This is a genomic window from Pseudescherichia sp., assembly GCF_031987975.1.
Taxonomy (GTDB): domain Bacteria; phylum Pseudomonadota; class Gammaproteobacteria; order Enterobacterales; family Enterobacteriaceae; genus Pseudescherichia.
In genome coordinates this window covers 332386-353749 of the sequence record NZ_DALZYX010000006.1, presented here as the reverse complement: position 1 = coordinate 353749, position 21364 = coordinate 332386, and the positions used below count along the sequence as shown (strand labels likewise).

General features: G+C 57.2%; 17 protein-coding genes. 7 read left to right on the top strand and 10 right to left on the bottom strand.

Annotation, left to right across the window (positions count from 1 at the left end; all coding sequences use genetic code 11):
* Positions 1-292: 292 nt before the first annotated feature.
* The 10 genes from prmA to RTN40_RS13285 form a co-directional block, all read right to left on the bottom strand.
* Entirely contained in the window at positions 293-1174 is an 882-nt protein-coding gene (prmA, locus tag RTN40_RS13330) for a 50S ribosomal protein L11 methyltransferase (protein WP_312228870.1), read from the bottom strand.
* Positions 1175-1185: 11 nt separating this feature from the next.
* On the bottom strand, positions 1186-2637 hold the full coding sequence (gene panF / locus RTN40_RS13325; protein ID WP_312228887.1) for a sodium/pantothenate symporter: 1452 nt from the start codon (positions 2635-2637) through the stop codon (positions 1186-1188).
* A complete protein-coding gene (locus RTN40_RS13320; RefSeq protein WP_312228869.1) occupies positions 2627-2869 on the bottom strand; it encodes a YhdT family protein in 243 nt (80 codons plus the stop codon). The genes panF and RTN40_RS13320 overlap by 11 nt, the downstream gene beginning before the upstream one ends.
* Before the next feature lie 104 nt (positions 2870-2973).
* Positions 2974-4920, bottom strand: coding sequence for a M60 family metallopeptidase (locus RTN40_RS13315; RefSeq protein WP_312228868.1), 1947 nt, complete (start codon positions 4918-4920; stop codon positions 2974-2976).
* A 251-nt stretch (positions 4921-5171) separates the two neighbouring features.
* The gene (gene accC, locus RTN40_RS13310) at positions 5172-6521 is read right to left on the bottom strand and encodes an acetyl-CoA carboxylase biotin carboxylase subunit (protein WP_312228867.1); all 1350 of its coding nucleotides are present in this window, start codon (positions 6519-6521) and stop codon (positions 5172-5174) included.
* 10 nt (positions 6522-6531) lie between these two features.
* Positions 6532-7005, bottom strand: a complete 474-nt coding sequence (gene accB / locus RTN40_RS13305) for an acetyl-CoA carboxylase biotin carboxyl carrier protein (protein ID WP_312228866.1) — start codon at positions 7003-7005, stop codon at positions 6532-6534.
* Between the two features lie 21 nt (positions 7006-7026).
* Positions 7027-7479: a type II 3-dehydroquinate dehydratase gene (gene aroQ / locus RTN40_RS13300; protein WP_312228865.1), complete on the bottom strand. Its 453-nt coding sequence runs from the start codon at positions 7477-7479 to the stop codon at positions 7027-7029.
* Between the two features lie 245 nt (positions 7480-7724).
* Entirely contained in the window at positions 7725-8324 is a 600-nt protein-coding gene (gene msrQ, locus RTN40_RS13295) for a protein-methionine-sulfoxide reductase heme-binding subunit MsrQ (RefSeq protein WP_312228864.1), read from the bottom strand.
* Positions 8325-9326, bottom strand: coding sequence for a protein-methionine-sulfoxide reductase catalytic subunit MsrP (gene msrP, locus RTN40_RS13290; RefSeq protein WP_312228863.1), 1002 nt, complete (start codon positions 9324-9326; stop codon positions 8325-8327).
* A 94-nt stretch (positions 9327-9420) separates the two neighbouring features.
* The gene (locus tag RTN40_RS13285) at positions 9421-10395 is read right to left on the bottom strand and encodes an MDR family oxidoreductase (RefSeq protein WP_312228862.1); all 975 of its coding nucleotides are present in this window, start codon (positions 10393-10395) and stop codon (positions 9421-9423) included.
* Positions 10396-10539: 144 nt separating this feature from the next.
* Here RTN40_RS13285 and csrD point away from each other — a divergent pair, with 144 nt between their 5' ends.
* The 7 genes from csrD (at position 10540) to yhdP (ending at position 21302) form a co-directional block, all read left to right on the top strand.
* The gene (csrD, locus tag RTN40_RS13280; protein ID WP_312228861.1) at positions 10540-12480 is read left to right on the top strand and encodes an RNase E specificity factor CsrD; all 1941 of its coding nucleotides are present in this window, start codon (positions 10540-10542) and stop codon (positions 12478-12480) included.
* Positions 12481-12785: 305 nt separating this feature from the next.
* Entirely contained in the window at positions 12786-13829 is a 1044-nt protein-coding gene (mreB, locus tag RTN40_RS13275; protein ID WP_006818047.1) for a rod shape-determining protein MreB, read from the top strand.
* Between the two features lie 68 nt (positions 13830-13897).
* A complete protein-coding gene (gene mreC, locus RTN40_RS13270) occupies positions 13898-14893 on the top strand; it encodes a rod shape-determining protein MreC (protein WP_312228860.1) in 996 nt (331 codons plus the stop codon).
* Positions 14893-15381 (top strand): rod shape-determining protein MreD, encoded by a 489-nt coding sequence (mreD, locus tag RTN40_RS13265; RefSeq protein WP_312228859.1) that lies wholly within the window; start codon positions 14893-14895, stop codon positions 15379-15381. The genes mreC and mreD overlap by 1 nt, the downstream gene beginning before the upstream one ends.
* Positions 15382-15390: 9 nt before the next feature.
* Positions 15391-15984: a nucleoside triphosphate pyrophosphatase gene (locus RTN40_RS13260; protein WP_312228858.1), complete on the top strand. Its 594-nt coding sequence runs from the start codon at positions 15391-15393 to the stop codon at positions 15982-15984.
* The gene (gene rng / locus RTN40_RS13255) at positions 15974-17443 is read left to right on the top strand and encodes a ribonuclease G (protein WP_312214393.1); all 1470 of its coding nucleotides are present in this window, start codon (positions 15974-15976) and stop codon (positions 17441-17443) included. Before RTN40_RS13260 ends, rng begins: the two co-directional genes overlap by 11 nt.
* Positions 17444-17501: 58 nt before the next feature.
* Positions 17502-21302 (top strand): AsmA2 domain-containing protein YhdP, encoded by a 3801-nt coding sequence (yhdP, locus tag RTN40_RS13250; RefSeq protein ID WP_312228857.1) that lies wholly within the window; start codon positions 17502-17504, stop codon positions 21300-21302.
* The last annotated feature ends 62 nt before the right edge of the window (positions 21303-21364 follow it).

The window sequence follows — 21364 nt, the reverse complement described above, 5'->3', positions numbered from 1 at the left end:
GGCCAAACTTTGAACAATCCTCTGTTGCAGATCAAGGAATTGTATGCAAGCATGAGAGCAAGAAATAAATATCATTAAGAATCATGATTTTAACGTAAAACGCACTTTTTTTAACCGCTAATATTTTCCTGAAAGTTATCCGTTTTTATTGCATCCGTGACGGCCCTGACGGGATAATTCGCTGTTTTTATAAGCAAAAAAGCACTTTCGAATGCGATCGTGCTCTCATTTCTCGTCATCGCTTTGCCGAATTTCCCAACAAAAACGTGGCCCGTAGGCCACGCTGGAGAGATTACCGTTTTTGCCCGGTAATGCGGCACCACTCCTCTTTCTCCACCACCGGATCGAGAGTAAAGCGGTCGGCGTAGGCTTCGCACACGCTCTCGGCCTGGCTGGCCAGAATACCGGATAGTCCTAACAGACCACCGCTCACCGGCAGAACGCTAATTAGCGGCGCCAGCTCGCGCAGCGGACCCGCCAGAATGTTGGCCACCACCACGTCGGCCTGCATCTCTGCGGGCTGGTCCTGGGGCAGATACAGCTCCAGACGATCGGAGACACCGTTGCGTTCGGCATTGTCGCGGCTGGCCTGAATCGCCTGCGGATCGATATCAATACCAATTGCCTTTGCTGCGCCCAGCTTCAGGGCGGCAATTGCCAGAATACCGGAGCCACAGCCAAAATCGATCACCGTCTTGCCTGTCAGGTCAAGGCCATCAAGCCATTGCAGGCAAAGCGAGGTCGTAGGGTGCGTGCCGGTACCAAATGCCAGCCCAGGGTCGAGCATCACGTTAACCGCGTTAGCGTCCGGCACCTCGCGCCAGCTCGGGCAGATCCACAGGCGCTCGCCAAAGCGCATCGGGTGGAAGTTCTCCATCCACTCGCGCTCCCAGTCCTTATCTTCCAGCTGCTCGATTTTATGCACAAAGCCAGCCCCCAGCAGCGGATGCGCTTCAAGGATAGCCACTACCTCGTTCATATCTGTTTCGGCGTCAAACAGGCCGATAACGTCGGTATCGCCCCACAGGCGGGTCTCACCCGGCAGCGGCTCAAACACCGGCGTATCGTGCGTATCCTGGAAGGTGATGGAGACCGCGCCTGCTTCCAGCAGGGCATCGCTCAGCTCTTCCGCATTGGCACCGGTCGTATTCAGTTTTAGTTGGATCCACGGCATGGCAAAACTCTTTATTTATCAATTGAAATAGCGTTGGCTTCCGGGACGGGGTGACCGAAGCGGTTCCCTATCACGAACGCCAGCAAACTTAACAGCAGCGACGGTACAATCGGGTGGAACCCGAGGTACTGAATATTAAAGGTCGCTAATAGGGCGTACAGTACGCCGCCCACAATCATTGCGCTCAGCGCTCCGGCAGCGTTGGCCCGCTCCCAGTACAGCCCCAGCACCAGCGGCCACAGGAAGACCGCCTCCAGCCCGCCAAAGGCCAGCAGGTTCAGCCAGATGATCATCTCCGGCGGACGCCAGGCCGCCAGCAGCAGCAGCGCTCCCAGAATCAGCGCAATTGCTGATGACATCTGCTTCAGACGACGCTCGTTGTGGATCTGATCCGGACGCAGGTTCAGGTAGAGATCTTTGATGATCGTAGCGGAACTTTGCAGCAGCTGCGCGTTGATCGTTGACATGATCGCCGCCATCGGCGCGGCAAGGAAGATCCCGGCGGCAAAGGGCGGCAGCACTTTGACCATCAGGGTCGGGATCACCAGATCCGGCACCGTCAGATCGGGGATCACTGCCCGACCCAGCGCGCCCGCGAGGTGCATCCCGAGCATGAGGATTGCCACCACAATAGTACCGATGATAATGCCCCTGTGCACCGCCTTGCTGTCCTTATAGGAGATACAGCGCACCGCCGTGTGCGGCAGGCCAATCACTCCAAAGCAGACCAGCACCCAGAACGAGGTCATAAAGGTTGGGGAGAGAATATCGTCAGCGCCCTGGGGCGTAACCAGCTGCGGATCGATATGTCGCAGGGTCTCCACGGCGTTACCCAGGCCGCCTGCCGCATGCACTACGCCAATCAGCAGCACGATGGTGCCGATAAGCATCACCATACCCTGCAGGGTGTCGTTGAGCACGCTGGCGCGAAAGCCGCCAAAGGCCGTATAGAGCGCGATGCTGATACCAAAAATCAGCAGCCCGGTCTCGTAGGGAATACCGGCCGCCGTCTCCAGCAGTCTTGCGCCGCCGATAAACTGCACCGTCATTGCGCCGATAAACGCCACCAGCAGGCTGAGGCTCGCGAGCCATACCAGCAGGCGGCTCCGGTAACGGGCAAACAACATATCGTTCAGGGTGACCGCGTTATAGCGCCGGGCCAGGATGGCAAATTTTTTGCCCAGAATACCGAGTGACAGCCAGACCGCTGGCAGCTGGATCATCGCCAGCAGCACCCAGCCGAGGCCATATTTATAGGCTGCCCCTGGGCCGCCAATAAACGAGCTGGCGCTGATATAGGTGGCGGTCAGCGTCATCGCCAGCACCAGGCCGCCCATCGATCGGCTGCCGAGGAAGTATTCGTTCAGAAACGTTCCCGTGCTGCGCTGGCGCATGGCATAGACCGACAGGCCAAATACCATCAGCAGGTAGGCAACCAGAGGCAGGATCACTTCAAGCTGCATCATCATCCTCCAGCGGGATGTCGCGATAAATAAACTTCACCATTGCCCAACACAATAGAATAAATAGCAGAGGGATCAGCAGGCAGGCCATCTCAAACCAGTGCGGCAGGCCGGTAAATCCGCTGTCCGAACCAGGTAAGTAAGCAGCCACTAACCATGCGGCAAGGTAGAAAAGAGTTAGCCAGAGCGCCCAGCGAGCCTCTCTGTGCGCCTGAACGAAACGAGCGTCCATTCACTCTCCTGATGTTAGGATGAATATCAGGGGCGAATTGTACGCATTACAGGTGGGATACCAAACTTTTTTCGCTGCGCCCCATTGGCGCAGCGAGACGTACTCTATTTCGTAATTAAAAGATCGATGTTGACGTTTGCTGTCCACTCTGTGTTATGCCAGTCCTGGGCAATAAGATGGGAAACGCCCTTATAGCTACCCTGTGGCAACAGTGGGTTATCCTCAGGATGCCAGGAGACGTTCAGGTAGGTATCATCACCCGAAACACAGCTTGCTGCACTATTCATGGTGTAACGGCTACAGCCGCCATGGCTGGTTGTAGCACGCAGCTTGACGATAAAAGCCCGGTTACGATCGTCCACTACCTGAGCATACAGGGACGACTCCCCCTTTTCTGCCCAGATTAAAGTTGTAGGTCCGGCTTTGGGCGCGTTCGTTACAAAAGCAACATTATAATTATTCTCTGTGGGTTTGATGGTCAGCGTGGCAGGCTGGCTACTCTTCAGGCTTGCGGTATACGTTTTGCTGACTTTATTGGGCTGCGGCAAATTGAGGGCGGTTACGGCATCGACGGCGTTCTGGCTATACTTCACCCCCCACTGCTGGTAATACTTGAGCAGGTTATGACCGGCGATTCGGCTGGTATTTGTCACAAACCAATCTATCTTCTCCTGGCTGCTATCGACCGAGGCTGGATCGGCCTGGTTAACTTCGCGGTATGCTTTACCCAACTGCGGGAAAAGCTGAGGCCAGCTGGTCATTATCTCTCCGAAAAGCGATGCGCGACGGAATACATCTTCTGTATCAAAATTCCACGTTTTCCCTGAGGTCAGTAATGTTCCAATTGCCTGCTGATCCCAAGTAAAACCTGTCAGGCCGCTGCTTGTATGACAATTTTTGACATCTGTATCACCCAGGGTGGTATAGCAGGCCGCCAGAGAATAGAGATTAACGGTGATTTCAGTTAAGCCGCTCCATGACCAACCAAGCTGATAATGGTGTCCATATTCGTGCCACTCGCCCCATTCAGATTTTTGCGGAATAGTATTGCTGAATCCAATACCCGTCAGGCCTTGACCACCGGTGGCCCAGCAGCAGCTATTATAGGTGGCAAATAGCAACCCTCGGCTTGGCTGGTGTAGCCATGTAGAGCCATCCAGCCCGTTGAGTTTGTCATATGTAATGGTGCGAAGAAGAGAATCGCGCAGAGTCTGGAGAATATTACTATTTACAGAGGCCTTCGCTTTCGCGGCAGGTGCTACCAGACGCGCTCTGCCATCAAACAAGAAATTATAGCCAGATGGCGTTGGGGTTATTGCCTGGTCGCGCCACTCTTGCCGGCTATTTAAGCCGAAGATAAAGAGTGGATGCCATGTACCACCCTTTACAACCTCTATAGCGATAGATTTATCGACGTTTGCCATAGTTTTGGTCTGGTCCATGCAACCAAGGGTCAATAGCGCGTCCTGAGAAAACGTATAGGTATTATTTTTCTCTCCTTGCAGATTAACGATATTTGTTGGTGCTCCGAGATCGTCATAGTTTGGATCAACGGCTGCCGAACATAGAACGTTTTCCGGAATAGAGCCTGGACGAAGCGTAATGCTCTCTCCCTTTTTACCCCATACATGCGTCAGAAAATAGTTATTGCGCGCATGGCTGGTCGTCCGGTTTCGGCCAACTTCATGCAATTCACTTACAGGGATCTCATAGCGGCCCTGTTCTGACTGTCCATAAATACGCAGCGTTCGGCTAAGCCAGAATAGAGGATTATTAACGTCGCTGGCATTATAAGCGGAGGCATATTGTGGGTTAATTAAATTCTTATAGCTTATACCAAGCTCGTCCAGTGCTTCCTGAAAACCTGGCGTATTTTCATATTGGCGCCATAAATCATTTGCTGCAAAAGCATTGGTTTTATCACCAGACATCTCTGCCGGTGAAGGTGTAGTTTGTACGGAGGCGTTTTTAGCATGAGCGGTAACGGCTGACATAGGTAAAAGCAACGCTAATAATAGGTGTAGCGGCAGCTGCCTGTTTAATCTAGACATAAGCTTTCCTTTTGCAATTTTAAAAATATAATATTCTTGCTATATCATTAACGAGCAGGAGTCTTATTTTTCTGACCGCCATAATAGATGAATTAGAGAGGGTGTAAAGAAATAGGCTTTTTATTATGAGAAAGATCACGTTGAGCAATAAATAAAAAGAATTAACGCTAAAAGACGTAAATTTATGCGTGGGATCTGAAATGGAGTAGGGATGATAAAAAATACGCCTGCAGAGCAGGCGTATAACAGGCTTATTTTTCGTTAAGACCGAGCTTCTTCTCCAGATAGTGGATGTTGGTGCCACCGTGCTGGAAGTTTTCATCGTTCATAATACGGGTCTGCAGATCGACGTTGGTTTTAATGCCGTCGATGATCAGCTCCTGCAGGGCGTTCTTCATGCGGGCAATCGCCACGTCACGATTCTCACCGAAGCAGATCAGCTTGCCGATCATGGAGTCATAGTACGGCGGTACGGTATAACCGGCGTAGATATGGGACTCCCAGCGCACACCAAAGCCGCCCGGTGCGTGGAAGCGGGTGATTTTACCCGGGCTTGGCAGGAAGGTGTTCGGGTCTTCGGCGTTGATACGGCACTCGACCGCATGGCCCTTCACCACCACGTCTTCCTGTTTGATAGAGAGCGGCTGACCGGCAGCGATACGCAGCTGCTCTTTGATCAGATCCACGCCGGTGATCATCTCGGTAACCGGATGCTCAACCTGGATACGGGTGTTCATCTCAATGAAGTAGAACTCGCCGTTTTCGAACAGGAACTCAAAGGTACCCGCTCCGCGGTAGCCGATATCCACGCACGCTTTCGCGCAGCGGTCGCCGATGAAGCTGCGCAGCTCCGGAGTAATGCCCGGTGCCGGTGCTTCCTCGACCACTTTCTGGTGGCGGCGCTGCATAGAGCAGTCGCGCTCTGCCAGATAGATGGCGTTGCCCTGACCGTCAGCCAGCACCTGAATTTCGATGTGGCGTGGGTTCTCCAGGTACTTCTCCATATAGACCATGTCGTTGTTGAAAGCCGCTTTCGCTTCCGCTTTGGTCATGGAGATAGACTGCGCCAGCTCGGCGTCACTGCGCACGACGCGCATGCCGCGACCACCGCCGCCGCCGGAGGCTTTGATGATCACCGGGTAGCCGATGCGCTTGGCATGGGCGCGGTTAGCATCCATGTCGTCGCCCAGCGGGCCGTCAGAGCCTGGCACCGTCGGGACACCGGCTTTCTTCATTGCGGTGATTGCAGACACTTTGTCACCCATCAGGCGAATAGTGTCGGCTTTCGGGCCGATGAAGATAAAGCCGGAGCGCTCAACCTGCTCGGCAAAGTTGGCGTTCTCAGAGAGGAAGCCGTAACCCGGATGGATTGCCATCGCGCCGGTGATTTCAGCGGCGCTGATGATAGCCGGGATGTTCAGATAGCTTTTTACGGACGGAGCCGGACCAATACAGACCGTCTCATCCGCCAGAAGTACGTGTTTCAGATCGCGATCCGCAGTGGAGTGCACGGCGACGGTCTTGATGCCCAGTTCTTTACAGGCACGCAGAATACGCAGAGCAATCTCGCCACGGTTAGCGATGACAATTTTTTCCAGCATGTGCGCCTCGTTACTCGATAACGACCAGTGGCTCGTCAAATTCAACCGGTTGACCACTTTCCACCAGAATGGCTTTCACCACGCCGGACTTGTCGGCTTCGATCTGGTTCATCATTTTCATCGCTTCAACGATGCACAGGGTGTCACCCGCGTTTACTTTCTGGCCGATTTCGATAAAGGCTTTCGCGTCCGGGCTAGGGGTGCGGTAGAAAGTCCCGACCATTGGGGAACGTACGATGTGGCCACTGATTTGCGCTGCTGCTGCCGGCGCTTCGGCTGCTGCAGCCGGTGCCGGTGCAACGGCAGTAGAGAGGGCAGGCTGCTGCATCATCGGTGCGGCATAGGCCTGCTGCATCACTGGATAGCCTGCGTTAGGTGCAGAGCGACTGATGCGAACAGACTCTTCGCCTTCAGAAATTTCCAGTTCGGAGATGCCTGATTCTTCAACCAGCTCGATCAGTTTTTTAATCTTACGAATATCCATGAGTGGGTTCCGTACTCTTGTTTAGTGTGTTTGTGACAGGCGTTTGACCGCCGTCTGTAATGCGTATGAATAGCCGTCAGCGCCGAATCCACAGATGACGCCAGCAGCGATATCGGAGAGATAAGAGTGATGGCGGAACGGTTCGCGTGCGTGGACGTTGCTCAGGTGGATCTCGATAAACGGGATATCCACGGCGAGCAGCGCATCACGCAGGGCTACGCTGGTGTGCGTAAACGCGGCCGGATTAATCAGGATATAGTCAACGTTGTCTTTAGCCTGATGAATGCGGTCGAGCAGTACGTACTCTGCGTTCGACTGTAACTGCTCCAGCCTGACGTTCAACGCCTCCGCTTCCGCGGTTAATCGGTTAACAATTTCTGTTAACGTCAGCGTGCCGTACTTGTCTGGCTCACGCGTACCCAACATATTCAGGTTGGGACCGTTTAAGAGCAAAATGTGCAACTTGTCCGCCATTGTGCTGCTATCTCCTGCAAATCTCCGGTAAAAAACAAAATATACCTTCGTTGCATGGTTGTCACGTTTTCAGCGCACGAAATGCCCTGTCGTGAAAACCAAAGTCGCACATTATAACGATTTCGTAGCATTTGGCAGCTAAATACTGGTCTTATCAGGGAAGATTATCTTACGCCCGCCGGAAAACGGGCGTAAAGACTATCAGAATTGTGGCAAACCGCACACATTACCGTACGATCGCCGCGCTATCGCCACCACTGGCGAAACTTCTTATAGCGCCAGGCGAGCAGGATGCAGGCAAGGGCAGCATAGATAAGGGGCTGGGGGGAGAGCACCTTAACCGACCAGAGATAGTGAATAGGTGCGAGGATCGCCACCAGATAGACGAAGTTGTGCAGACGCTGCCAGTTTCGCCCCAGCTTACGCTGGGCCGCCTGGGTTGAGGTCAGCGCCAGCGCCAACAGCACCAGCCAGCTGACGATCCCCAGCGTCAGGTAGGGACGGGTCACCAGCTCCTGGCCTAGCAGAGCGAGGTTAGCGATCCCCAGCTCCAGCAGGGAATAGCTCACCAGATGCAGCGAAGCCCAGGCAAAGCACCAGAGACCTAACAGCCGCCGGGTGCGGATCAGTAGCGGCTGTTTACCATAGCGCGCCAGCGGCGTGACCAACAGCGAGCCAAGAAGGAACTTTAGCGCCATTCTGCCGGTAAAGTGCTGAATATCTTTCGCTGGATCGGCGCTGAAATATCCCTGGCTTGCCGCCCAAAAGAGCCATAGTAAAGGAAGCAGCCCCGCCAGGTGCAGGACAACCTTGAGCCAGACGATCTGTTTTGCCGTGAGCCGCACCTAGAAGTTCTCCCGTAGATCGATACCGCGATAGAGGGAGGCTACCTCATCGGCGTAGCCGTTAAACAGCAGCGTCTGCTGACGCTTGACGTCAAGAATGCCGCCCGAGCCGATAAACCGCTCCGTGGCCTGCGACCAGCGCGGGTGATCGACGTGTGGGTTCACGTTAGCGAAAAAGCCATATTCGTTGGGGGCCGAGAGGTTCCAGGTCGTCGGCGGCCGCTCACGGGTTAGCGTGATGCTAACGATCGACTTAATGCCCTTGAAGCCGTACTTCCACGGCACGGTCAGGCGCACCGGCGCGCCGTTTTGCGGCGGCAGCGCTTTACCGTAGACGCCGGTCGTCAGCATAGTCAGCGGGTGCATGGCCTCGTCGAGGCGCAGGCCTTCTACGTAGGGATACTCAAGCCCGCCGCCAATAAAGCGATCCTTCTGTCCCGGCATCTGCTCTGGGGAGTAGAGCGTTTTAAACGCCACGTATTTGGCGTTGCTGGTGGGCTGCACCAGCTCAAGAAGCTTGTGCAGCGGAAAGCCGATCCACGGGACCACCATCGACCAGGCTTCGACGCAGCGCATCCGGTAGATACGCTCCTCCAGCGGAAAGCGCCGGGTCAGATCGTCATGATCGAGGGTCAGCGGCTTGGCCACCTCGCCGTCGATCTTTAGCGTCCAGGGATCGGTCTTCATGCTGCCCGCGTTGGCGGCGGGATCGGCCTTGTCGAGGCCAAACTCATAGAAGTTGTTGTAGCCGGTGACCTTATCCTCAGGAGTGAGGGGCAGGGTGCTTTGCCACTCGGCAGGCTTGCTGAAATCAAGCGGCTTACCCGCCGGAGCTTTCGGGCGATCGTTGCCTTTAAACCAGTCGAGCAGGTCGGCATGGGCGGCAGATGAGATTGTTAGCGCCGTCGCGCTGATGCCCAGCGCTTTTAACACCTGCCGACGCTGTAGCATAAAAACGGACTCCGCCGTGACGTCCGCTTCCGTTAACCTTCTCTTCTTCATTACATCCTCCGCCCGCATCTACTACTAAGCTATTAATGCTCTAATCATGACGGAGGAGTGGCATTAGCGCGAGCCTCTGATAAAAATTTGCTGACTAAGCAATTTTCACCAGCGTGCGGCCCTGGGACTGGTTGTTGATAATCGCGCTGGCAAACTCGGGGGCTTGCTCAAGGGTGATCTCCGTTGCGCTCTGCTCATAGAACGACTCGGGCAGATCCTGCACCAGGCGAGACCAGGCTTCGGCACGTTTTGCGGCAGGCGTCATGACGGAATCGACGCCCTGCAGGCGTACGTTGCGCAGAATAAATGGCATCACCGTCGTCGGCAGCGCAAAGCCGCCCGCCAGGCCGCAGGCCGCCACGCAGCCGCCGTAGTTCATCTGCGCCAGCACCTTGGCCAGCACCTTGTCGCCTACGGTATCCACCGCGCCGGCCCAGAGCTGTTTCTCCAGTGGGCGCGTTTCAGCGAACTCGTCGCGGCCCAGAATACGGCTGGCCCCGAGGCGCTTCAGATAGTCATGGGTGCTTTCCCGGCCAGAGACCGCCGCCACCTGATAGCCGAGCTTATGCAGCAGGGCCACCGCCGTGCTGCCCACGCCGCCGCTCGCTCCGGTCACCACTATCTCGCCGTCGCAAGGGCGCACCCCTGCCTCTTCCAGCGCCATCACGCAGAGCATCGCGGTAAAGCCCGCCGTGCCGATGATCATCGCCTTACGGCCATCCAGCCCCTGCGGCAGCGCCACCAGCCAGTCGCCGTTGACGCGTGCCCGCTGTGACAGGCCGCCCCAGTGGTTCTCTCCCACACCCCAGCCGGTGAGCAGCACCTGCTGACCAACGTGAAAGCGCGGATCCTCGCTGGCGTGAACCGTCCCGGCGAAGTCGATTCCTGGAACCATCGGGAAGTTACGGATAATCTTCCCTTTGCCGGTGATCGCCAGCGCATCCTTATAGTTCAGGCTGGACCAGGCAATATCGACCGTCACATTGCCTTGCGGCAGCTGGCTTTCGGCAATATCCTGCACCGCGGCGAGCGTTTTTCCATCCTGCTGTTCTAAAATCAAGGCCTGCATATCTCTTCTCCGGTTGCTTGATGATTGGAAAAAAATTTCTGAAGACTATACTCGCTAATTAAAACGCTATGCCGATTTAACGCAACAAATTGCCAGATTGCCCGGTACTGGCGTCAGCTCTTAACCCACGGAGTTAACACACGGATGCGCTTAACGACGAAATTTTCCGCTTTTGTCACCCTGCTAACCGGGCTGGCAATCTTTGTGACGCTGGTGGGGTGCTCGTTCAGCTTCTACCGTGCGATTGAGCAGAAGGTCGCCGAGCGCGTGGAGTCAGTCGCGGCGGTGATTGACACGCGGCTGGTTGCACAGCCAGCCTCGGCGCTCGCTGTCCAGCTGGATGAGCTGATGGTGCCCATTGATATCGTGCGCGTGGTGGTCAAGCAGGGAGAGCATGTCCTGCTCGATCATACGCGCAGCGGCAGCTACCGCCCCGCAGGCAGCAGCGAGCTACACCGCGAGCGCACTGTCCCCTCAATTAAAAACCCGGGAACGAGCATCCAGCTGGTCTATCAGGATCCGATGGCCAACTACTTTCACTCGGTGATTACCACCGCGCCGCTGACTCTCGCCGTCGGTTTCATGGTGATTGTTATCTTTCTGGCGGTACGCTGGCAGCGCCGTCAGCTGGCAGGGCAGGAGCTGTTAGAGATGCGGGCCACCCGGATCCTCAACGGTGAGCGCGGCCAGCGGGTACGGGGCAGCATCTACGAGTGGCCCGCCCGGGCCAGCAGCGCGCTGGATCTGCTGCTGACCGAGATCCAGTTCGCCGGCGAGCAGCGTAGCCGCATGGATACGCTAATCCGCTCCTATGCCGCTCAGGACACCAAGACCGGGCTGAATAACCGGCTCTTTTTTGATAATCAGCTGGCGACGCTGCTGGAGGATCAGGAGAAGGTTGGATCGCATGGGGTGGTGATGATGATCCGCCTGCCGGACTTCGATCTGCTGCGGGACAGCTGGGGAGCGAAGGCCACCGAGGAGCACTTCTTTATTCTGATCAATCTGCTCTCGACCTTCATTATGCGCTACCCAGGCGCGCTGCTGGCCCGCTACCACCGTAGCGACTTTGCGGTGCTGCTCTCTCACCGCACCCTCAAGGAATCCGAAAGTATCGCCGCCCAGCTGTTAAAGTCTGTTGATGTCCTGCCGCCGTCAAAAATGCTCGACCGGGAAGATATGATGCATATCGGTATCTGCGCCTGGCGCAGCGGGCAAAGCACGGAGCAGGTGATGGAGCACGCTGAGGCGGCGACGCGCACCGCCGTGCTGCAGGGAGCGAACAGCTGGGCGGTCTACGATGACAGCCTGCCGGAGAAGGGGCGAGGCAACGTACGTTGGCGAACCCTTATCGAGCAGATGCTCAGCCGGGGCGGGCCGCGTCTGTACCATAAGCCCGCCATCAATCGTGACGGCAGCGTCCACCATCGGGAGCTAATGTGCCGCCTCTTCGACGGCGAGCAGGAGGTGATCTCCGCCGAGTATATGCCGATGGTATTACAGTTTGGCCTCTCGGAAGAGTATGACCGACAGCTCATTACCCGGCTGGTAGCTTTTTTAGGTTTCTGGCCGGAAGAGACGCTGGCCCTGCAGATCACTGTAGAGTCGCTGATCCGCCCGCGGTTTCAGCGCTGGCTGCGGGATACGCTGATGCAGTGTGAAAAATCGCAGCGAAAACGCATTATTTTTGAACTTGCAGAGGCAGATGTTTGTCAACACATCAGCCGGTTACAGCCGGTAGTACGATTGATCAACGCGTTAGGTGCTCGGGTAGCGGTAACCCAGGCGGGCCTGACGCTGGTCAGCACCAGCTGGATCAAGGCGCTGGATGCCGAGCTGTTAAAGCTGCATCCAAGCCTGGTACGCAACATTGAGAAGCGCACTGAGAACCAGCTGCTGGTGCAGAGCCTGGTCGAGACCTGCAAGGGCACGCAGACCCGCGTCTTCGCGACCGGTCTTCGCTCCCGGGGTGAATGGCAGACGCTAATTGAGCGTGGCGTAGAGGGCGGGCAGGGGGATTTCTTTGCCGCATCGGAACCGCTTGATGCAAACGTGAAAAAATATTCACAAAGATACTCGGTTTGACCTGCCGTTTAATGTGTTTTCACGTAGAATAACGCGCGCTGTATCGCCTGGGGGTGTGCATGTCTGCCTGCCAGCCCGAACAGCTTAAGACAGTGAACGTCCTTAGATGCGTTACAAAATGATGAGGCGAGGAGCGCTGCTATACCGTGGAGTCCTGAAGGAGTCAGGCCAATTTGTAACAGAGGAAACGAACTGCACTAATTTTCACCGTAGCAGATGATTTTTGCGCCTTGTCGCTGCTGCGTGTGGTTGGTAAAGTAAGCGGATTTTGTTTTCCGCCCCAGCTTTCAGGATTATCCCTTAGTATGTTGAAAAAATTTCGTGGCATGTTTTCCAATGACTTGTCCATTGACCTGGGTACTGCGAATACCCTGATTTATGTAAAAGGACAAGGCATCGTATTGAATGAGCCTTCCGTGGTGGCTATTCGTCAGGATCGTGCCGGTTCTCCGAAAAGCGTCGCTGCTGTAGGCCATGAAGCTAAGCAGATGCTGGGCCGTACCCCTGGCAATATCGCGGCTATCCGCCCGATGAAAGACGGCGTGATCGCTGACTTCTTCGTCACGGAAAAGATGCTGCAGCACTTCATCAAGCAGGTGCACAGCAACAGCTTCATGCGTCCAAGCCCGCGCGTACTGGTCTGCGTGCCGGTGGGTGCAACCCAGGTTGAACGCCGCGCCATCCGTGAATCCGCCCAGGGCGCAGGCGCCCGCGAAGTCTTCCTGATTGAAGAGCCGATGGCGGCCGCAATCGGTGCTGGCCTGCCGGTATCAGAAGCGACCGGCTCCATGGTGGTGGATATCGGTGGCGGTACGACAGAAGTGGCGGTGATCTCCCTGAACGGCGTGGTCTACTCCTCCTCCGTGCGCATCGGTGGCGATCGTTTCGACGAAGCCATCATTAATTATGTGCGTCGTAACTACGGCTCCCTGATCGGTGAAGCCACCGCTGAGCGTATCAAGCACGAAATCGGCTCTGCCTATCCGGGCGATGAAGTGCGCGAGATCGAAGTCCGTGGCCGTAACCTGGCCGAGGGCGTGCCGCGTGGCTTTACCCTGAACTCCAATGAAATCCTCGAAGCACTGCAGGAGCCGCTGACCGGCATCGTGAGTGCGGTGATGGTGGCCCTGGAACAGTGCCCGCCGGAGCTGGCGTCCGATATCTCCGAGCGCGGTATGGTCCTGACCGGCGGTGGCGCACTGCTGCGTAACCTTGACCGTCTGCTGATGGAAGAGACAGGCATTCCTGTCGTAGTTGCAGAAGATCCACTGACCTGCGTAGCCCGTGGCGGCGGCAAGGCGTTGGAAATGATCGACATGCACGGCGGCGACTTGTTCAGCGAAGAGTAGTCCGCATCGGATCGGGGGTAACGCAGCCGTTGCCCCGGATCTATCCGGCCTGAGAAGACGCATAGCCTATGAAGCCCATTTTTAGCCGTGGCCCGTCGCTACAGATTCGCCTGATCCTGGCGGTGCTGGTTGCGCTTGGTGTCATTATCGCCGACAGCCGCCTCGGTACGTTCAGCCAGATCAGAACGTACATGGATACCGCCGTCAGTCCTTTCTACTTTGTCTCAAATGGTCCCCGAGAACTGCTCGACAGCGTGTCGCAAACTTTAGCCTCGCGCGATCAGCTCGAGCTGGAAAACCGGGCGCTGCGCCAGGAGCTGCTGCTGAAAAACAGCGAGCTGCTGATGCTGGGACAGTACAAACAGGAGAACGCGCGCCTGCGCGAGCTGCTGGGCTCACCCCTGCGTCAGGATGAGCAAAAAATGGTTACCCAGGTCATCTCAACGGTGAACGATCCCTACAGCGACCAGGTGGTGATCGACAAGGGCAGCGTGAACGGCGTCTATGAAGGCCAGCCGGTGATCAGCGATAAAGGCGTTGTTGGCCAGGTGGTGGCGGTTGCCAAGCTCACCAGCCGCGTGCTGCTGATCTGCGACGCGACCCATGCGCTGCCGATTCAGGTGCTGCGTAACGATATCCGCGTAATTGCGGCCGGTAACGGCTGTACTGACGATCTTCAGCTTGAACATCTGCCTGCTAATACCGATATTCGCGTCGGTGACGTGCTGGTGACCTCTGGCCTCGGCGGGCGTTTCCCGGAAGGGTATCCGGTGGGCGTTGTCTCATCCGTGAAGCTCGACACCCAGCGCGCCTATACGGTTATTCAGGCGCGTCCAACGGCGGGTCTCCAGCGTCTGCGCTATCTGCTGCTGCTGTGGGGAGCCGATCGCAACGGTGCAAATCCGATGACCCCGGAAGAGGTACACCGCGTGGCCAACGAGCGGCTGATGCAGATGATGCCTCAGGTGCTGCCTGCACCGAACTCAATGGGACCGCCTGCGCCCGTCCCTGAACCTGGCACCGGTCTGGATACGCCGGCGCAGCCTGTATCCGGGGGGCAATAGTGGCGAGCTATCGTAGCCAGGGACGCTGGGTCATCTGGCTCTCGTTCCTTATTGCGCTGTTGCTGCAAATCATGCCCTGGCCGGATAACATCCTCGTTTTCCGGCCAAACTGGGTGCTGCTTATTCTGCTTTACTGGATCCTCGCCCTGCCGCACCGCGTAAATGTCGGTACAGGTTTAATGATGGGTGCCATACTGGATCTCATCAGCGGCTCAACGCTTGGCGTCCGCGCCCTGGCGTTGAGCATCATTGCTTACCTTGTGGCCCTGAAATACCAGCTTTTCCGTAACCTGGCGCTCTGGCAGCAGGCGCTGGTGGTCATGCTGCTGTCGCTGGCGGCGGAGATTATTGTTTTCTGGGCCGAGTTTTTAGTTATCAACGTCTCTTTCCGCCCGGAAGTATTCTGGAGCAGTGTAGTAGACGGCGTGCTCTGGCCCTGGCTTTTCCTGCTGATGCGTAAAATCCGCCAGCAGTTTGCGGTGCAATAAAAGGTACATATGATCGATCTCTATCTCGCTTCCGGTTCGCCACGTCGCCAGGAGCTGCTGACCCAGCTCGGCGTCTCCTTTGAGCGCATTGTTCCAGGTGTGGAGGAGCAGCGCCATGCCCAGGAGAGCGCCCAGCAGTATGTGGTGCGCCTGGCACGGGAGAAAGCCCAGGCCGGCGTTGCGCTGGCCGCGCAGGATCTGCCGGTGCTGGGGGCAGATACGATTGTCATCGTAAACGGTGAAGTGCTTGAAAAACCCCGCGATACCCACCATGCTGCTGCCATGCTGCGCCAGCTTTCAGGGCACACCCACCAGGTCATGACCGCCGTCGCGCTGGCCGATAGCCAGCGGGTACTGGAGCGCCTCGTCGTTACCGATGTCACTTTTAAGGTGCTTGCCGAGAGTGAAATAGCCGCCTATATCGCTAGCGGTGAACCGATGGATAAAGCCGGTGCGTATGGTATCCAGGGATTGGGCGGCTGCTTTGTCCGCCGCATCAACGGCAGCTACTATGCTGTTGTCGGCCTGCCGCTGGTGGAGACCGGCGAACTGATAAGCGATTTTAACGCACTGCGTGAGGGTAGGGATAAACATGACGGCTGAATTGCTGGTAAACGTAACGCCATCGGAGACGCGCGTTGCCTATATTGATGGCGGCATCCTGCAGGAGATCCACATTGAGCGCGAAGCGCGACGCGGCATCGTCGGCAATATCTACAAAGGGCGCGTGAGCCGGGTCCTGCCGGGCATGCAGGCGGCTTTTGTAGATATTGGTCTCGATAAGGCTGCCTTTCTCCACGCCTCCGATATCATGCCCCATACCGAGTGCGTGGCGGGCGAGGAGCAGAAGAACTTCACCGTCCGCGACATCTCCGAGCTGGTGCGTCAGGGGCAGGATCTGATGGTGCAGGTCGTCAAGGATCCGCTGGGTACCAAGGGCGCACGCCTGACCACCGATATTACGCTGCCCTCGCGCTACCTGGTCTTTATGCCGGGGGCATCCCACGTGGGCGTCTCCCAGCGCATTGAGAGCGAAAGCGAGCGCGAACGGCTGAAGAAGATCGTTGCGGAGTACTGCGACGAGCAGGGCGGGTTTATTATTCGTACGGCGGCGGAAGGCGTCTGCGATGAGGATCTTGCCTCGGACGCAGCCTACCTGAAGCGCGTCTGGACCAAGGTAATGGAGCGTAAAAAACGTCCCCAGACTCGCTACCAGATGTACGGCGAGCTGGCCCTGGCCCAGCGGGTATTGCGTGACTTCGCTGACGCCCAGCTTGACCGCATCCGCGTCGACTCGCGCCTGACCTTTGAAGCGCTGCTGGAGTTTACCGCCGAGTACATTCCGGAGATGACCAGCAAGCTGGAGCACTACAGCGGACGCCAGCCGATCTTCGATCTCTTTGACGTTGAGAACGAGATCCAGCGCGCGCTGGAGCGTAAGGTAGAGCTGAAATCCGGCGGCTATCTGATTATCGATCAGACCGAGGCGATGACCACCGTCGATATCAATACCGGCGCGTTCGTGGGCCATCGCAACCTCGACGACACCATCTTCAACACCAATATTGAAGCGACCCAGGCGATCGCCCGTCAGCTGCGCCTGCGCAACCTTGGCGGCATTATCATTATCGACTTTATCGACATGAGTAATGAGGATCACCGCCGTCGCGTGCTGCACTCTCTGGAGCAGGCGCTGAGCAAGGATCGGGTTAAAACCAGTATTAACGGTTTCTCGCAGCTTGGCCTGGTGGAGATGACCCGCAAGCGCACTCGGGAGAGCGTTGAGCACGTTCTCTGCAATGAGTGCCCGACCTGCCACGGACGCGGGACGGTCAAAACGGTAGAGACCGTCTGCTATGAGATCATGCGTGAAATCGTCCGTGTGCACCACGCCTACGATTCCGATCGATTCTTAGTCTATGCTTCTCCTGCGGTGGCCGAAGCGCTCAAAAGCGACGAATCCCATGCGCTGGCAGAAGTGGAGATCTTTGTTGGCAAACAGGTAAAGGTACAAATTGAGCCGCTCTATAACCAGGAGCAGTTCGACGTGGTGATGATGTAATTACGCAGCATGCTGCGACACGATCAAGGCCTGTTTTTTGGCTGACAAGGAGAGATGCGTGAGGCGACTGCCTGGGATACTGCTGCTGACTGTCGCGACGTTGATTGTCATCGTCGCGCTGCTGGTGAGCGGGCTGCGTCTTGTGCTGCCGCATCTTAATAGCTGGCGTCCGGCGCTGCTGGCAAAGATTGAATCTGCGACGGGCATGCCGGTCAACGCCAGCTATATTGAGGCCAGCTGGCAGAACTTTGGTCCGCAGGTTGAGGTGCGCGATATCAGCGCAGGACTCAGCGACGGCGGCGAGTTCTCGGTTAAGCGCGTTACCCTGGCGCTGGACGTCTGGCAAAGCCTGCTGCACCTGCGCTGGCAGTTTCGCGATCTCACCTTCTACCGGCTGCGTATCTACACCAATACTCCACTGCAACAGGGCGACAACGAACAGGGCTTCGAAAGCAATCGCCTCAGCGATCTCTTCCTGCGCCAGTTCGACCACTTCGATCTGCGCGACAGTGATATCAGTTTCTTAACCCCCTCTGGCCAGCGGGCCGAACTGGCGATCCCCCAGCTTACCTGGCTGAACGACAGCGCACGCCACCGGGCCGAAGGACAGGTGAGCCTCTCCAGCCTCACCGGCCAGCACGGCGTGATGCAGGTGCGAATGGATCTGCGGGACGATAATGGTCTGCTTAATAACGGACGCCTGTGGCTCCAGGCGGATGATGTTGACGTTAAGCCGTGGCTGGGGAAATGGATGCAGGATAATATCGCCCTGGATAGCGCCCGCTTCAGCCTTGAGGGGTGGGTTACCCTTAACAAAGGCGAGTTCGCCAGCGGTGACGTATGGTTGAAAAAGGGCGGTGCCAGCTGGCAGGGTGATGCAAAACCGCATCGCCTGAGCGTGGATAACCTGACGGCACACGTCACCCGCGCAGAGGGGGGCTGGCAGTTTGCCATCCCCTCTACCCGCATTACCCTGGATGATAAACCCTGGCCGAAGGGAGCGCTGACCCTGGCATGGATCCCCGAGCAGCAGGTGGGGGGCGTAAACAGCACGCGTAGCGACGAGCTGCGTGTTCGTGCCAATCACCTTGAGCTGAGCGGGCTTGACGGCCTGCTGCCAATTGCTGAAAAGCTTTCGCCCGCGCTGGGTGAGATCTGGCGGGCTATGCAGCCTGCCGGACAGATTGAGCAGCTGGCGCTGGATATTCCTCTCCAGTCCACGGAGAAAACGCGATTTCAGGCCAGCTGGCAGGATCTCTCCTGGCAGCAGTGGAAGCTGCTGCCGGGCGTACAGCACCTGGCCGGAACCCTGAGCGGCAGCGCAGAAAACGGGCGGCTGACTGCTGAGGTCACTCAGGCCACCATGCCCTATAAGACGGTTTTCCGCGCCCCGCTGGAGATCAAAAAGGGCGTTGCCACCCTCAACTGGCTGAAAAACAGTGACGGCTTCCAGCTGGATGGCCGCCAGATTGACGTGGAGGCCACCGGCCTGCGCGCCCGGGGTGACTTCCGCTATCTCAAGCCGACCAACGACGAGCCGTGGCTGGGGATCCTCGCCGGGATCAGCACCAGCGATGCCGGCCAGGCGTGGCGCTACTTCCCGGAAAACCTGATGGGTAAAGCGCTGGTGGACTATCTGAGCGGCGCTATCCAGGGCGGCCAGGTGGATAACGCCACGCTGGTCTACGGTGGCAATCCGCACCTCTTCCCCTATAAGCACAACGAAGGGCAGTTTGAGGTGCTGGTGCCGCTGCATAATGCTACGTACGCCTTCCAGCCCGGCTGGCCAGCGCTGAAAGGTTTCGATATCGAGCTGGACTTCCTCAACGACGGCCTGTTTATGAAGAGCGATGAAGTCAGCCTCGGCGGCGTGACAGGGCGTAATCTGGCGGCGGCGATCCCGGACTACCGGGAAGAGAAGCTGCTGATTGATGCCGATATCAGCGGCCCGGGTAAGGAAGTGGGGCCGTACTTCAACGAGACGCCACTGAAGGACTCGCTTGGTGCGACCCTGGACGAACTTCAGCTTAGTGGCGATGTGAGCGCTCGCTTACATCTCGATATCCCGTTGGACGGCGAGATGACCACCGCCAAAGGCGAGGTGAAGCTGCGGGATAACAGCCTGTTCATCAAGCCGCTGAACAGTACCCTGCACAAGCTTAACGGCAACTTTAGCTTTGTGAACGGCAACCTACAGAGCGAGCCGCTGACCGCCAGCTGGTTTAATCAGCCGCTCAACGTCAACTTCTCTACCACCGAAGGCAAAAAAGCCTACGAAGTGGCGATAGACATGAACGCTAACTGGCAGCCCGCCCGCACCGGAGTGCTGCCGAAACCGGTCAACGACGCCCTCAGCGGCAGCGTGGCGTGGAATGGCAAGGTCGGCATTGAGCTGCCCTACAACGCAGGTGCGCGTTATAACGTGGATATTAAAGGCGACCTGAAGAACCTCGCCAGTCGACTCCCCTCGCCGCTGAATAAACCGGCGGGCCAGCCGCTGCCGGTGAAGCTAAACGTGGCAGGCAATCTGCGCAGTTTCGATCTGACGGGGTCCGCAGGCAGCGATAGTCACTTTAATAGCCGCTGGCTGCTTAATCAGAAGCTGACGCTGGACAGAGCCATCTGGGCTTCGGAGAGCCAAACCGTTCCGCCGCTGCCGGCGCAGAGGGGCATCGAGCTGAATCTACCGCCGCTGGACGGCGCGCAGTGGCTGGGCCTCTTCCAGCAGGGCGTAGCCAGCAACGTCAGCAGCGCCACGGCCTTCCCGGAAGCGATTACCCTGCGCACCCCGGCGCTCACCCTCGGCGGCCAGCAGTGGAATAACGTCAGCCTGGAGACGCAGCCCGTGGCGGGCGGCACCAAGGTTGACGTGCAGGGACGTGAGATCGCGGCGGCGCTGACGATGGCGGATAACAGGCCCTGGACCGCCGCCATTCGCTATCTCTACTACAACCCGACCCCAGTAACCAGCGAACCGCTGTCACCGAAAGCATTACTGACCGGCAAGACGCGGATCGATTTCAGCGGCTGGCCCGATCTGCAGCTACGCTGCGCCGAGTGCTGGCTGTGGGGACAAAAATATGGCCGTATTGAGGGTGATTTCAATATTAAGGGTGATACGCTCTCGCTGGCCAATGGCCTGGTAGACAGCGGTTTTGCCCGCCTGACCGCCGACGGCGAGTGGGTTAACCGCAGCGGTGCGGAGCGCACCTCAATTAAAGGTAAACTACGGGCAGATAAGATCGATTCGGCCACGGAGTTCTTTGGCGTCAGCACGCCGATGCGTGACGCGCCGGTAGATGTTGACTACGACCTGCACTGGCGCGATACCCCGTGGCAGCCGGATGTCGCCTCCCTAAACGGCGTGCTGCATACCCGCCTCGGCAAGGGCCAGATCGCCGACGTAAGCACCGGCCGTGCCGGTCAACTGCTGCGCCTGCTGAGCTTTGACGCCCTGCTGCGTAAGCTGCGCTTTGACTTTAGCGATACCTTTAGCGAAGGCTTCTACTTTGACTCTATCCGCAGCATGGCGTGGATCAAAGATGGCGTTCTGCATACCGATGATACGCTGGTAGACGGTCTCGAGGCGGATATCGCCATGAAGGGATCGGTAAATCTGGTGCGCCGTGAGTTGGACGTCGAGGCCGTCGTCGCGCCGGAGATCTCCGCTACCGTTGGCGTTGCGGCCGCGTTCGCCGTTAATCCGATCGTTGGCGCGGCGGTGTTTGCCGCCAGCAAGGTACTGGGCCCCCTGTGGAGCAAGGTCTCTATTCTGCGCTACCACATCAGCGGGCCGATGGATAAACCGCAAATCAACGAAGTGCTGCGCCAGCCGCGCACCCCGCCTGCGAAGAAATAGCAATGATTTGACGAGTTGAGCGAATTGCCTCACTCTCAATAGATACAAATTTTTAACCGCCA